This is a genomic window from Pseudomonas mandelii (assembly GCF_006438925.1).
Taxonomy (GTDB): domain Bacteria; phylum Pseudomonadota; class Gammaproteobacteria; order Pseudomonadales; family Pseudomonadaceae; genus Aquipseudomonas; species Aquipseudomonas mandelii_C.
Genome location: NZ_RCZA01000011.1, coordinates 178,745 through 192,524, shown reverse-complemented (window position 1 = coordinate 192,524; position 13,780 = coordinate 178,745). Strand labels below are relative to the sequence as shown.

General features: G+C 58.7%; 11 protein-coding genes, 1 other RNA gene and 1 pseudogene. All 13 read right to left on the bottom strand.

The genetic code is table 11. The annotated features are described in order from the left end of the window. Positions 1-53: 53 nt before the first annotated feature. The 13 genes and pseudogenes from EAH74_RS24520 to EAH74_RS24460 all read right to left on the bottom strand — a co-directional run bounded on the left by EAH74_RS24520 (position 54) and on the right by EAH74_RS24460 (position 13,770). Positions 54-1,076 (bottom strand): sensor histidine kinase, encoded by a 1,023-nt coding sequence (locus EAH74_RS24520; RefSeq protein ID WP_140681684.1) that lies wholly within the window; start codon positions 1,074-1,076, stop codon positions 54-56. Between the two features lie 9 nt (positions 1,077-1,085). Next, positions 1,086-2,546: an ATPase domain-containing protein gene (locus tag EAH74_RS24515; RefSeq protein WP_140681682.1), complete on the bottom strand. Its 1,461-nt coding sequence runs from the start codon at positions 2,544-2,546 to the stop codon at positions 1,086-1,088. Next, positions 2,543-3,016, bottom strand: a complete 474-nt coding sequence (locus EAH74_RS24510) for a hypothetical protein (RefSeq protein ID WP_240050555.1) — start codon at positions 3,014-3,016, stop codon at positions 2,543-2,545. Before EAH74_RS24510 ends, EAH74_RS24515 begins: the two co-directional genes overlap by 4 nt. Positions 3,017-3,362: 346 nt before the next feature. Next, entirely contained in the window at positions 3,363-4,769 is a 1,407-nt protein-coding gene (locus tag EAH74_RS24505; protein ID WP_140681680.1) for a DUF2252 domain-containing protein, read from the bottom strand. A gap of 127 nt (positions 4,770-4,896) precedes the next feature. After that, a complete protein-coding gene (locus EAH74_RS24500; protein ID WP_140681678.1) occupies positions 4,897-5,820 on the bottom strand; it encodes a hypothetical protein in 924 nt (307 codons plus the stop codon). Between the two features lie 102 nt (positions 5,821-5,922). Beyond that, positions 5,923-6,141, bottom strand: a pseudogene (locus tag EAH74_RS24495) (hydrolase); the annotation flags it as partial. 187 nt (positions 6,142-6,328) lie between these two features. Next, positions 6,329-6,722, bottom strand: a transfer-messenger RNA (tmRNA) gene (gene ssrA / locus EAH74_RS24490). A 115-nt stretch (positions 6,723-6,837) separates the two neighbouring features. Then, a complete protein-coding gene (locus EAH74_RS24485; protein WP_111450480.1) occupies positions 6,838-7,089 on the bottom strand; it encodes a hypothetical protein in 252 nt (83 codons plus the stop codon). Between the two features lie 446 nt (positions 7,090-7,535). Next, on the bottom strand, positions 7,536-7,811 hold the full coding sequence (locus EAH74_RS24480; RefSeq protein ID WP_140681676.1) for a hypothetical protein: 276 nt from the start codon (positions 7,809-7,811) through the stop codon (positions 7,536-7,538). Between the two features lie 205 nt (positions 7,812-8,016). Then, positions 8,017-10,827: an FAD-binding and (Fe-S)-binding domain-containing protein gene (locus tag EAH74_RS24475; protein ID WP_140681674.1), complete on the bottom strand. Its 2,811-nt coding sequence runs from the start codon at positions 10,825-10,827 to the stop codon at positions 8,017-8,019. Beyond that, positions 10,824-11,495 (bottom strand): LutC/YkgG family protein, encoded by a 672-nt coding sequence (locus EAH74_RS24470; protein ID WP_140681672.1) that lies wholly within the window; start codon positions 11,493-11,495, stop codon positions 10,824-10,826. The genes EAH74_RS24475 and EAH74_RS24470 overlap by 4 nt, the downstream gene beginning before the upstream one ends. After that, entirely contained in the window at positions 11,495-12,949 is a 1,455-nt protein-coding gene (locus EAH74_RS24465) for a LutB/LldF family L-lactate oxidation iron-sulfur protein (RefSeq protein ID WP_140681670.1), read from the bottom strand. Before EAH74_RS24465 ends, EAH74_RS24470 begins: the two co-directional genes overlap by 1 nt. Beyond that, complete coding sequence (locus EAH74_RS24460) at positions 12,946-13,770, bottom strand: (Fe-S)-binding protein (protein ID WP_140681668.1); 825 nt, start codon at positions 13,768-13,770, stop codon at positions 12,946-12,948. The genes EAH74_RS24465 and EAH74_RS24460 overlap by 4 nt, the downstream gene beginning before the upstream one ends. Positions 13,771-13,780: the final 10 nt, after the last annotated feature.

Here is a 13,780-nt window from a genome sequence, read left to right as displayed (position 1 = left end):
GCTCCGGTTCACGGGGGATCGTCGCGCAAGCATTACGTGGCCTGCGGAAAAACTCAAACCGCCAGCGGTAACGTCACGATAAAGGTGCTGCCCTTGCCATCACCGTCGCTCATGCCGATGACCGTGCCGCCATGGGCTTCGACCAGCTCGCGAACGACTGTCAAGCCAATGCCCAGGCCCGCGCCATTGAAGCCGACCGCGTGAACATCCTGCACAAACGGGTCGAAGATAAACGGCAGCGCCTGAGCGGAAATACCGATGCCGTCATCGCAAATGCTTATCTCCAGCACGTCGTCCTTGGCTGTGACCGAAAGCGTGACATTGCCACCCGGTGGCGTGTATTTGGCCGCATTGCCCAGCAGGTTGCCGAGAATCTGCGTGAGGCGCACCGGGTCGCCGTTCATCGCCAACGCGCACTTGGGCAGTTCAGCGGTGAAGTGCAAATGGTGAGCCGTCATCACCGGGCTGCACACGTCGATGGCCTGATGGATGATCTGCACCATGTCCACGATGCGGCAATCGAGGCGCAACTTGCCGGTGCTGGCGCGGGAGACATCGAGCAAATCGTCTACCAGCCGCGACATGTGCTGCACCTGGCCTTCGATCAGTGCCTGCATGCGCGGCAGCTCTTCACTGGGCACGCGCACCAGGCGGCCGGCGATCATGCTGATGGGTGTCAGCGGATTGCGCAGTTCGTGAGCCACCAGGGTGAGGATGTTGCGTTGTTGTTCCAGGGTGTGTTCGGCCGAGGCTTGAAGGTCTTGCGCGCTGAGGGCCGCGATCACCAATTGCGCGTTGGCTTCACGCATCTCCAGGAACAGTCGTTGTTCTTCCTGCGTGCGCTGGGGTTTTTCTGCATCGGACTGCGCCAGCAAAATCGCCAGCACCAATTGCTGATTGGCCTCGATCAATTGCTCGACCTGCTGGCTGTCGACCAGCCGGGTGTTGGCGTCGCTCAGCTCTTTTCGCAGCGCCGCCAGCACCGCCCGTGCCTCAACAGTTTTCTGGCCGAGCAGGAACAGTTCGCGAGCGGCGGTGGCCATCGCTTGCTCGTTCTTGCCATTGGCCTCACTCATGGTTTTTGCTCATCCGTCGTCTTTGCCCAAACGCTGCCGGGTTGGCCGGCCACCGAGTAAGCCTTCCTGGTCTGGCAACATCTCGCCGATGTGCAAACCGTTATTGTCGATGTGGTACTGGCGCAATTCATCGGAATGGGTGCTGGCTCGTACCTTGACCACGGCCATGATGCGGAGCAAGCGGCTTTGCACTTCAATGTAGCGCTGAACGATGATGGCGTCGGTGAGAAACGCCGTACCGTAAGGGCTGAAACGCAGGTCGGTGTAGCGGTCTTCCAGCTCGGAGGTCATCAACACGCTGACCCCGGCGCTCGTCAACGCAGTGACCATGCGCGACAGCGACTCGCGGAAGTCTTCGCGGAAGGTCGGCGCCAGCGCCAGTTCGAAGCCCGACAACGAATCGATCACCACGCGGGTGGCTTTCAACCGGCTGATGTCGCTGAGCAGCAACTGCACGATTTCGTCGATGGACAGGTCCGGGGCGCGGCTGTCCACCAGACTGACCTGTCCGCTCTGGATCAGGTCCGCAAGGGTGGCGTTCTGGGAGTGATTAGGCCGTTGTTCAAACACCGCGATCACACCGGTTTCGCCATTGCGCGCGCCCTCGGCCAGGAAGGTGGACGCCAGAATGCTTTTGCCCGAGCCCGACGGCCCGGCCACCAGCAAGGAATAACCACGGGGCAGGCCACCGCCCAGCATGTCGTCGAGCTGTGGCACGCCCATTTTCAGGCGCTTGATGGGGAACTCCAGCGGTGCTTCAACGCGGTTGAGTGGCGCAGGCGCAAAGACCTTGATCCCCGATGTCGCGATACGGAAGGTGTGCAGCCCTGGCAGCGTTGGCTGGCCGCGCATCTTCATGATTTCCATCTTGCGCACCATGGAATTGCGCTGAACGCTCTGACGCAGCCAGATCAGGCCATCGGCCACGGTGAAAATCGGGTTGGTGTCGGTTTCGGTGAAGTATTCGCCGATCAGGAAGGTCGTCGCCTGCCAGGTGGTCATCAACATGCCCAGTTGCTGAACGAACTGCGGCAGGTTGTTGTTCGGGTTGTCCTGGGTCTGGCTGGCCAGCACCACCGAACGGAACGAGTCGACGAACACCAGTGACGGGGAGTGAGCCTCCACCTCGCTGACGATACGCCGCAGCACTTCGTCCAGATTCCCGGCCAGGGTGTCGTCCGCCAGGTTGACGTAGCGAATCGACTGGTTGATCGCTTCGCTGTCGAAAAAGTCGAATTGCTGCTGGTAACGCAGCATCTTCAGCGGCGGCTCGCCGAGCACCGTAAAAAACAGCGCGGGGCGCTCGGGCGTCGCCAGGGCGAACATCATCTGATGCGCCAGGGTGGTTTTGCCACAGCCAGGCGGGCCTGCGATCAGGTTGAACGAAAACTCCGGCAATCCTCCGCCCAGCACCTCGTCCAGTCCTGGCACGCCGGTGGCCAGGCGGTTGATAGTCACTTTGGTGCTCATGGCGAATTTTCCTGCGAAGGGGTGTCGCTCAAAGAAGGTTCCCACACGCCACGAAGCAAACGTGCGGTGAGCGAGGGCCCGATCAGCGTGGTCAGCAGCTCGTAAAACGTGGTCAGCAACACGTCACCGAAAAACAGCGCATCGGTTTCGCTTTGCTCAACGAGTACGGACTTGAGGGCAGTCAGATCCAGGGAGGCCTGCACACTGTCATAGGTGCCGGCCAGACGCGGATGGCTGGAGGCGCACAGATGAAGGCTGCGGCGATAAAGCGCAACAACCCCTTGCTGGCCGATGATGGGCGTGAGGGCTGCGTCCATATCCTGCAATATTGATGCGATCGCTTGCGCGACTGTTGCAATGTCAGCGTTGGGGCCAACGCGGTGCACCAGAGAAGCTACGATCTGGCGGCTCTCTTCGCTTAGCGTGGACATGGCTAACTGATATCCGATGGACAGTGCTTGATGGTACACCCTATGGAGGTGCCGGGAGTGGTTTGCGTCAGGGGATTGCGGCAGGGCCCGAAAACCTGACTCTTTCTAGAGTATGGCTCTATAAAGTCCCTCCGGTTGGTGCACAAACAAGGAAACATTGGCTTTTTTGGCGAAATCGGATCGGCTTTTTGATCGTTTAAAGTGCCCATAGATACTGTTTTGAGCCCACTGAAAACAAAACAGCAGGCAAAAAAAAGCCCGCGGGAGGGCGGGCAAACCGTAGTTTCTTGAATGAGCGAGCGCAATGTACCCGTTGGTGGAAGGTCGTGGGGTGAAGAAAAATTCATGTCGATGAGTGCCCGCCGCTTCAGACCCTGAGACACGCCTACGGCAAATGATCCGCCGCAAAGTCCACTTCCGAGCGTGCCCGCAAACGACCCTTGCGGCAAGCCTGCTGGAATCGCTCAAAGTCGCGCTCATTCTGCTCGGCGTAGCTTTGCGCATACTTGAACAACGCGTCGGCCAGTGCATCGCTCTTGCCGATGTAGCCGCTGATGTGTGCTGCGTTTCCCGACGATTTGGCATGGGCGCGGGCCAACGCGCGACCACAAATGCGTCCGTAGGCGGCGAAGGTGTCCGCATCGAACGTCTCGAGTTCTGCCGAGACTTTCATGTCGCGCAACTGGCGCACATAGAAGTGTCGACCGCTGGGGCCGGTGGTCCAGCCGAGGAACAGGTCACTGGCCGATTGCATCAACCGTTGGCCATCGACCACGCGCTGACCGTTATGCCGCACCCGCGATTTAGTCTTCACATAATCGGCAAGCACCGAACGACGTGCCTCCTTGAACTGCAGGAACAGCGGGAACTCCTGATCATCGGTCAGCAGGGCCACCAGGCATCGAGTCCCGACGCTGCCCACTCCGACCACTTTGAACGCCATGTCCTGAACGTGAAAACGCGCCAACAGCTCACGACGGTCGGCTTGCAGTGTGCCGGGATAGTCGCGCATGAAGGCGTCGTAAAGCGCACGCCAGTCCGACAGGCGCAGCCAGTCGTCGTCGGCATCCAGCAGCGTGGTGTTTTCGTGTAAATGGAAAATTTCCGGCAGGTCATCCCGAATGATCAGTCGGCCATGTGCGTCACGTTCACTGATTTTCGGTAGCAGTTCAGCATGGGTGCGACGTTCAGCTTTTTCGATGGCGCGCTCTACATGCTCCAGTGTCGCTTTGCTCGCCTGCTGCCGCAGATCGCGGTAACTGATGGACTCGTACCAGGTTTCCATGGCGCTTTGTTCGGCGCATTCGAGCATGGTCTGCTGGTAGGCGCCGACCACCTGGCGGCAGACAGTTTCTTCGACCGTGTCGCCATGGCGCAGGTCGCGTGCCGCCACCACGAAGCTCGCCACCAGCCGTTTCAAGTCCCACTCCCAAGGGCCGGGATGGGCTTCGTCAAAATCGTTGACGCTGAACAGCAGATTGCGTTCCGGCGTTGCAAAGCCGCCGAAGTTCATCAGATGACTGTCGCCACAGATGGGCGATATCAGGCCCATGCTGGATGTTGCGGCCAAGTCGTGGGCTTGCAGCAGCGCGTTGCCGCGATAGAAGGTAAACGGCGAGACCAGCATGCGGCCATAGCGCAACTCGACCAGCGACTTGATGCGGCCTTCACTGGACGTTTTGATCAGCGGCAGCGGGTCGCGATTTAATTTCCCCATGGCCGCCTGCGAACTGCGGGAGCAGTTCTTGCGTGCATCCTTGCCTTGCTTCAAGCGGTCTTTGAGTGTGGTCATGTGGGCTCGTTTGATGAGTGTTTTCGAACGTGTGAGAGATGAGTGTAGAAGGGCTCCGGGTCTTCATCCGAAGTGTTTGGGCTTTGATGGTGGGGGCGAACGGGAGCAACTCAGCAACGAGCATCCTTCAATACTCAGTCGTCCCCGAAGCCCTCAAAACCCACCCCGCCTCACCAGGCATCAACGTGTACTGAACCTGCCGAATTTTCCCCGTCCTGCCCGCATCGGCATCTGTGCTGTCATAAACCGGGAACCGTTGCACCAACGCATTTTCCACCACGGCAAACTCATCCTCGCCCTGGTAGCCCACGGCTGTTTTCGGGTTCTCGCTGACAGGCGGTAGATAAATCTCGCTCAGCGACTTTTTGCGGTTGGCAGCGTAAGCAATGAGCTTGCCCGGCATCCCGCGTACCGGTGACCTGATGAAGACGTAAATCTCTGGAGAGCCATTGCGATCAAGGTCGGCGACATCTGCTCTGACGATGGTGCCGGTGAGGGGGCGTACGATCTCTGAGTTATCTATTTCCAGACCTTGGGGGGCAATGCGTAGAGCACGATTTCCATCGATCGACACGCTTGTCACGTGAAAGCCAATGCCCTGCAATTCAAGTGTCTGGTCGAACGGCTGGTTGCTATCCGTCGCATCACCCGAGCTCTGGCTTAATGAAAGGCTGTAGTTGGCCACTTCATTGCGCCGAGCGGCGTTGCGCATCAGGTATACCTGAACCGTATATTCGCCATCGGCGGGCAATGGTCCCAGAAAGTGATTGCCCATGATCGATCCGTTAAACAACGCATAGTCCGCACCTTTCGCGGTGATGTTGAAGTAGGCAGAGGCGTTGGAAGACTTGAAGTCCACGGTCATCATTTGGCCGGCCTTGGCGTTTAGACGGTACTGAGCAGTGAGCGGGCCTTTGATGGATTGGGCGAACCTGACGGTGTCGGAGCCATTTTTGAAGGTGACCTGCTCGACACGATGAGCGATCTCGGAGGCGGCGTGTACAGGCACAGAAACCATGGCGGCCAGGACGGCTGCGATCCATATGTTCATGTTGATCTTCCTGAGTGAGTGGTTGCTCAAGCGGTTGCAGGCAAGCCCGCAGCATAGGTCCAGTTGCGTTGAATCGCCGACTAATACGTTGATTACAACTCACCCGTGCTTGATGAAAATGCGATCGACCAGGATCAGGCTGTCATCGTCTGATGCGGGGTGCCAGCCGAGTTGTTTCTGGAAGGGTGTTTTGGATTCGTCGTGGCGCTCGACGGTGGCGACGCCGGGCAGGGTATCGATGAGTGTCTGGATACCTTCGATGAGCCATTGATGTGGGGCGAAACCGGGCCGGACGTCGATGATGAGGAGGGCTTGGCGCATGGGCGTCTCCGTGGGAGGTCGCGACGACGACGATGATGGCTTGGCTGCGGGGGTTTTTGTGGTGGTCTTGCGAGCCTTATCGCGGGCAGGCCTGCTTTTGCCGGGGGTGGTGATGCTGCCTACAGAAATGACCAAACCCCAGATGCAACAAAACCCGCACTTGGCGGGTTTTGTTTTGCTTCGTATTTGGTGGAGCCGGGGGGATTTGAACCCCCGTCCGCCAGTACTCCGCTGTCGGTACTACATGCGTAGCCGTGTCTATTAAGTTAACCCTCAGCGACCCGACGGGCAGGGTGCTTTGGGCGAGTTGTGTAAGTTTTAGCCGCTTCGTCCACAACGTACTGCACGGCGATTCTGTTCTATATGACAATCACTTTGGGTTTACAGACATCCCCTGATGATTGCTGGACCCGAAGGTACCAGGAGGGAAGGGCTAAGGCTGCTTACGCAGCGAGAGCGTATTCCCCGTAGGTTTCGTCATTGGCAACTATAGAAAGTTGCAACAGTGGATTTACGAGTTCTGTTACCAACTCGGCATGCACCTAAAGTTTCGCAACCGGCGTCGAATCCTAAACGGCCCCGAGCCTGTTGCTCTGTGAATCAAAGTGAGCAACAAGCCTGCGCAGTGTACGCCAACACACGTCAGAAGGCCAACCGGAAGGTTGGCCGCGAGTGATTATGGGTTGGGTTCGTTGCTCAGTTTGTCAGCGCCAATGCCTGGATGGCCTCGGTGGCGCATTTCTTGTCGTCCCCGGCGGCTTTTGAAGTTTTGGCGCTGGCTAGCAGTCTTTTGATCTCCGGTGCGTTGGTGGAGGTCGCTGGTAGCGCATTCACTTTGGCTTCGAGCTCCTGCAGTTTGCTCGTACAAAGGTCGTTGTCCGCTGCAAATACGGGAGAGGCCAACATTGCAGCAGACATGAACAAACCAGCGAGTGCGGTACGTTTCATGGATATCTCCTTGTGCTGATGGTCTCGGTGCTGCCGTATGAGCGGGCGGCTCGGCCGAGGTCGGAAAATAAGCCACGATTGATGGGGGCCTACATAAAAGACTACGACGCCGCGCAGAAATTCGGTTTTTTCAGAAAGGCTATGAAAAAACTGTTTGATAGTCGATAGGAGCAGTGGCACTAAAAAGGGGGGCAATTGCCTCTTTTCGCTGGTGGGCCTCTTCAAGGGCAAATCGGATCGCTGCACCGCTCGCTCCTATGGGATTCGCGCCTTCCGCGGGTTTTGTTTTGGGGCGAGTTGTGTAAGTTTTAGCTGCTTAAACCGGCGTCGAATCCTAAACGGCCCCGAGCCTGTCGCTCTGTGATTCAAAGTGAGCAACAAGCCTGCGCTGTGTACGCCACCGCGGTGGATAAGGCCAACCGGAAGGTTGGCCTGGTCACACGGGATTACTTGTTGGTTGGGTTGCGTAGTTGAATTTTCTCCAGCAAACCGCTAGTTATTCCAATGCACCCCTTGTCGTCCCCTTTGGCCTGGGCTGTTTTTGCTTTGTCCAGGCCGACTTGTATGTTGTCCTCGGCGTTTTCTGATACGGCGGGATTAGAATCCAGTGCCTGCTGAATTAGGTTTATGTTTTCTTTGCAAAGGTCTTTATCTGCCGCAAACACCGGCGAGGCCAACAGTGCGACGGTGATGAACAATCCAGCAATTGCAGAGTGCTTCATGGGTATCTCCTTGCGCATGAGGGCTCGGTGCTGCCGGTGGAGTAGGCTGCTGGCCGAGGTGGTTATAAGCCCGTTCACAGGGCCTAGCTAAATGACTATAGCGCATGCTGGAGTTCGGTTGTTTTTTGAAGGAATGGCGAGAAGATTGGCGCAACAGCAGTGCATGAAAAAGGGGCGAAATCGCCCCGTTTTCACCAAAGTACCCTCAAGCCGGGCGCACTTGAGTCACACGATCCACCAAGTAAACCAGACCGTGATAGTCGATTCCGCCATGTTGGCTCAGGCCGATTTCGCAGGTGCGGCTGGTGGAAATGCCTTCTCCGCAGAACTGCACGGCGTCTTTCAGGCTGCGCAGTGAGTGAGCGTTCAGTTCGGGGGTGGTGAAGCCCTTGTCCCCCGCAAATCCGCAGCAGTGAATACCTTCGGGAATCACCACGTTTTTACTGCACTTGCGCACCAGATCAATCAGCGCCTGACTTTCGCCAAGGTGCTGCGTGCTGCAAGTGACATGCACCGCAATCGGCGCTTCCTGCGGTGTGAAATCCAGACGATCCATCAGATGCGTACGAATGAAACGCACCGGGTCGTACAGGTCCAGGCGCACATCACCCAAGTCCTGGGCGAGGCGCAAGGTGCAGGGGCTGGTGTCGCAGTAGATCGGGTCGAGCCCGCCGCGACTGGCGTGCAGCAAGGCGCCGATCAGTTCCTGGCGTTTGTGTTCGGCCTGTTCGGCGTAGCCCTTGGAGGCGAACGGTTGCCCGCAGCAGAGGTTGTCCAAATTGTCCGGAAAGACCACTTGGTAACCGGCCTTTTCCAGCAGCCCACGGGTTTTGTCGTACAGCGACATTTGCTCTTTATCACCCGCCGCCGGGCCCATTGCCCGCGACACGCAGGCCGCGAGGTACACCACTCGAGGGCGTTCGTCCGACACTGTCGGGCTGAAGCGAATGGCTTTTTCCGGTTGCGGCATGGCGTTGGTCCACTGTGGGACCTGACCTTTGGATAGGCGCGTCAACGTTGCCGAAAGCTTTGCCAGTCGTGGCGCCCCAAACAGCATCCGCGCGCCATTGGCCACATGCAGGGTGAAACGCGCGCCTTGCAGCGCAGTGGCGAAATTACCTTCCAGCCAATTGGCGGTTTTCGTATGAGTTGCCTTCCGGCTGCGGAGCTTTTTCACCAGCTCGCCGGTGTTGATTCCTACGGGGCAACGTTGCGCGCAGAGGCCGGTGGCGGCGCAGGTGTCGATGCCTTGGTATTCGTAAGCGGCTTCGAGTTCGGTGGTGTCCACGCCGGCGCGTTTCTTTGCCTGAATGTCACGCCAGATCACGATGCGCTGGCGCGGGCTCAGGGTCAGGCCTTTCGACGGGCAGACCGGTTCACAGAAACCGCACTCGATGCACTTATCCACAATCTCATCGGCGGCCGGCAACGGCTTCAGGTGCTTGAGGTGGATCTGCGGATCCTCGCTGAGCACCACGTCCGGGTTGAGAATGCCGTTGGGGTCGAGCAGGCGTTTAAGCTGCCACATCAACTGGTAGGCATCGCTGCCCCATTCCAGTTCGACAAAGGGCGCCATGTTGCGCCCGGTGCCGTGTTCGGCTTTCAGCGAACCGCCGAATTCCACCGCAACCAGTTGCGCCACGTCGTCCATGAACGCCTGATAGCGTGCGACTTCTTCCGGGTAGTTGAAGCCTTGGGTGAAGACGAAGTGCAGATTGCCTTCCAGCGCGTGTCCGAAAAGGATCGCTTCGTCGTAGTGATGTTTGTCGAACAGCTCGATCAAGCGGTTTACGCCGATGGCCAGTTGTTCAACCGGGAAGGTCACGTCCTCGATGATCACCGTGGTGCCGGTTTTGCGCACGGCGCCGACGGCGGGGAAGGTGTCCTTGCGGATCGCCCAGAGCCGGGCGTTTTCCACCGGGTCTTCGGTGAAGTCGACCTGTTTTTCCACCGGGAAAGAAGTCAACGACGCCATGATGTGCGCCAGTTGTTCCTGCAGCAGTGTGGACGATGCGGCGCGGGATTCGATCAGCAAGGCGCAGGCATTGTTCGACAGCTGTTGTACGAAAGCGGGCATGCCGGGTTTGTCCTGCACCGAACGCAGACTGCGTCGGTCCAGCAGTTCGACGGCCGACACCGGTTGGCTTTTCAGCACGGTGACGGCGTTGCAGCAGGTCTCCACGTCCGGAAATACGATCAGCGCCGAAGCCTTGTTCGGGTGGTCGATCACCGTGTCGTAAGTCACCGCGCTGATGAAACCGAGGGTGCCTTCGGAGCCCACCAGCAAGTGGCTCAAGATATCCACAGGCTCGTCGAAATCCACCAGGGCGTTGAGTGACAGCCCGGTGGTATTTTTCAGACGATATTTGTGGCGAATTCTCGCCGCCAACTCGGCATTGGCGCGGGTTTCGCGGCCCAACGTTGCCAGGCGTTCAAGCAGCGTAGCGTGGCTCTCACGAAACGCCGCAACACTCGCCGCATCTTCGGTATCGAGACGGCTGCCGTCGGCCAGCACCAGACGAATGCCAGCCAAGGTGTGATAGGTGTTTTGCGCCGTGCCGCAACACATGCCACTGGCATTGTTGGCGACGATGCCGCCGATTTTGCAGGCATTGATCGACGCCGGGTCCGGGCCGATCTTGCGCCCGAACGGTGCCAGCCATGCGTTGGCCTGTGCGCCGATCACACCCGGTTGCAGACGGATTTGCATGCCTTGGCCCCGGATCTCGCGACCGTTCCAGTTATCCCCCAGGACGATCAACACCGAGTCACTGATGGCCTGGCCGGACAGGCTGGTGCCGGCGGCGCGGAAGGTCACCGGGACTAGATCCCGTTGCGCCAGTTTCAGCAGCGCGACTACTTCATCTTCCGACTCGACACGAATCACCAGTTTCGGAATCAGCCGGTAGAAACTGGCGTCGGTGCCGAAGGCCAACGTTGACAGCGGATCGTCGAAACGTCGCTCCTGGGGAATCAGTTGCTGCGCATCTCGCAGGAAAGCCGCGGGTAGATTCATTGGTCCTCCAGGATCATGACCACGAGATCTTTCGGACCGTGAGCGCCGTAGGCCAGGACCTGCTCGATGTCGGCGGTTTTCGACGGGCCGGACACCAGCAGGGCGTTGGTCGGCATGCCTTGGGCCCACTCGAATTCCTGCTGCACTTGATAGAAGTTGTCGCGGATTCCACTGGCCTTGAGCAGGGCGAAATGCACTGGCGGCACCAGGCTCATCAGGCGCGGTTCTTCCCGCGTCGGCCAGAGAATCAGGCTACCTGTGGCGGCGATTGCGCCGAGGGTGCCGGTCAGGCTGGCCGGCGTGTCGTTGAACAATTCTGTCTTCCATTCTTCAACCGGACGGTCGTAGGATTTGAGCGTTGGCAGATCAGGATTTTTCGCCCAGTGCTGAGTGATACGTTGACCGTGAGGCGTCGTCGGTGCAATCAACAAACTCGGCAACTGACGGTCCCGCAACAATTGAGCAAGCAACGAAGGCCAACCTTCGGCGGACGTCAGGTGGATTTCGGTGTGCACCGCTTCCATCAGTTTGCGCAGCTGCGGGATGCGTTGCTCGGCGGTGTAGGTGTAGGGCGCTGTCACCAGTTCGACGTCGAACTCGTCAGGCACCGGTGTGGTCCCCGTCAGACTGTTCCGCAACTTGGCGAGGATATTTTGCTTGGCGCTCATCAGCGATCTCCCTGTTTGGCCAAATGCTCGCGGGCCATGTCATGCAGTGAGCGGGCAGCGGGTTTCGGTGCGCTGTGGTTTTGCGTCCAGGGGCCGATGTTGCTCGGCGCCAGCATGCGCAACCGAGTGGCGAAGAAGCCGAACAGTCGATAAAGCGTGGGTGAACTGTTGAGCTTCGCCCAGGCATTCCAGATAAACCGTTCTTTGCGCGAGTACTTGCTGCCCTGGCCACGCATCACTTGATGAGGGCTGTCCGGGGCTTTGACGTTCTCTTCCCGTAGGCGACGCAACAGTGCCGGAATCGGAATTTTTACCGGACAGACTTCACCGCAGGCGCCACACAGCGACGAGGCACTCGGGTGGTCCGGGACTTTCGCCAGGCCGACCATGTGCGGGGTGATGATTTTTCCGATAGGCCCAGGGTAAACCTCCCCATAGGCGTGGCCGCCGATTCGAGTGTAGACCGGGCAATGATTCATACAGGCGCCGCAGCGGATGCAGTTCAGGGTCTGGCGCAATTCGCTGTCGGCGAAGGCCTGGCTGCGACCGTTGTCGAGCAATACCAGGTGCACTTCCTGAGGGCCGTCGAGTTCATGTTCCTTGCGCGGGCCGGAGATCATGTTGACGTAGGTGGTGATCGGCTGGCCGAGGGCTGAGCGGGTCAGCAGTGACAGCAGCGGCACCACATCGCGCAGGTTTTCCACGACTTTTTCGATGCCGGTGACGGCGATGTGCACCGGCGGCACGGTGGTGGTCATGCGCCCGTTGCCTTCGTTTTCCACCAGCAGCAAGGTGCCGGTTTCGGCCACGGCGAAGTTGACGCCGGAGACGCCGATGTCCGATTCGAAGAATTTCTGCCGCAAGACTTTGCGACCGATCTGAATGAGTTGGTCAACGTCCTTGGTGTATTCCACGCCAAGTTTGTCGTGGAACAAGGACGCGACCTGACCGGCATTCTTGTGGATCGCCGGCATAATAATGTGTGAAGGCTTCTCGTGGTCGAGCTGGACGATGTACTCGCCCATGTCCGATTCCAGGCATTCAATGCCCTGTTCAGCGAGGAAGTGATTCATTTCCATCTCTTCGCTGACCATCGATTTGCCCTTGATCACTTGCCGCCCCTCGTGAGCGCGGATGATCGAGAGGACGATGCCATTGGCCTCGTCTACCGTTTCCGCCCAGTGCACTGTCACACCGTTGCGGGTCAGGTTCTGTTCAAGCTGCTCGAGCAGGTCGGGCAACTTGGATAAAGCACGGGCGCGGACAGCATTGCCCAGCACTCGCAAATGTTCTCTTTCGTGGGCATCGCTGAAGGACGCTGCCCGTTTTGTCATCAACGAATCCATCGCCGTGCGAAAGTTATTTCGCAGTTGCTTGTCACCCAACGCCTTGTGAGCCCGGGTGCGAAAATCTTCTTCCACGGCAACCGTAGGAATAATTGCGGAAGCGTTCATTGAACACCTCCGGTTCGCTGCCAGAGGAAACTGGCCAGGTGTTGGCCGCGCAACGCTTCCTGCTGTTTCTCCAGCGAGCCGTTGATGTTCATCAGGCAACCGCAGTCGGCACTGAGTACCTTGTGCGCGCCGGATTCCTTCAACGAGCGGGTCTTGTCAGCCACCATCGCGCCGGAAATGTCTGGCATACGGACGCTGAAAGTCCCACCGAAGCCACAGCATTCACTTTCATGGTTGTGGTCGACTCGCTCCACATTGCTCAGCTGCGCCAACAACTCGCGGCCATGCAAGTGGGTGTTCATCTCACGGCGTGCCGAGCACGACGTGTGCAACGCTACTTTGACTGGCTCGCCACTGTCCTTGAGCTGCACCTGGCAGACAAACAACAGAAACTCGGCCAGTTCATAAGTCCGGGCAGCCAGCGCCTGAACCTGTTTCAGCGTGTCCGGCTCGTCCTTGAACAAGTCGGCGTAGTGTTCGCGCAACATCCCGGCACACGATCCCGATGGCACCACCACCGGAAAGTCCCCGGCAAACAGCGCCAGTTGCGAGCGTGCCACGGTCCTCGCCTGCTCGGTGTAACCCGAGGTGTAGGCCGGTTGCCCGCAGCAGCTTTGCCCCTGCGGATACTCGACATAAATGCCTTCGCGTTCCAGCAAGTGAATCGCGTCCATCCCGGCTTCAGGGTAGAACAAATCCACCACGCAGGTTCCGAACAGGTAGACCCGTGACGGTTTCTCGCTGGGGTATTGCCGAGGCTCGGGCAGTGGCGGGGCGACGCGGGTCGCATTCGGCACTGCGTTGTAAAAAAGCTCGCTCATCAGGCGTGTC

Excerpts from the sequence above, each read along its gene's own strand:
- EAH74_RS24520 (WP_140681684.1), bottom strand. The coding sequence starts at position 1,076 with ATGAGTGAGGCCAATGGCAAGAACGAGCAAGCGATGGCCACCGCCGCT.
- EAH74_RS24515 (WP_140681682.1), bottom strand. The coding sequence starts at position 2,546 with ATGAGCACCAAAGTGACTATCAACCGCCTGGCCACCGGCGTGCCAGGA.
- EAH74_RS24505 (WP_140681680.1), bottom strand. The coding sequence starts at position 4,769 with ATGACCACACTCAAAGACCGCTTGAAGCAAGGCAAGGATGCACGCAAG.
- EAH74_RS24500 (WP_140681678.1), bottom strand. The coding sequence starts at position 5,820 with ATGAACATATGGATCGCAGCCGTCCTGGCCGCCATGGTTTCTGTGCCT.
- EAH74_RS24485 (WP_111450480.1), bottom strand. The coding sequence starts at position 7,089 with ATGAAACGTACCGCACTCGCTGGTTTGTTCATGTCTGCTGCAATGTTG.
- EAH74_RS24480 (WP_140681676.1), bottom strand. The coding sequence starts at position 7,811 with ATGAAGCACTCTGCAATTGCTGGATTGTTCATCACCGTCGCACTGTTG.
- EAH74_RS24475 (WP_140681674.1), bottom strand. The coding sequence starts at position 10,827 with ATGAATCTACCCGCGGCTTTCCTGCGAGATGCGCAGCAACTGATTCCC.
- EAH74_RS24470 (WP_140681672.1), bottom strand. The coding sequence starts at position 11,495 with ATGAGCGCCAAGCAAAATATCCTCGCCAAGTTGCGGAACAGTCTGACG.
- EAH74_RS24465 (WP_140681670.1), bottom strand. The coding sequence starts at position 12,949 with ATGAACGCTTCCGCAATTATTCCTACGGTTGCCGTGGAAGAAGATTTT.
- EAH74_RS24460 (WP_140681668.1), bottom strand. The coding sequence starts at position 13,770 with ATGAGCGAGCTTTTTTACAACGCAGTGCCGAATGCGACCCGCGTCGCC.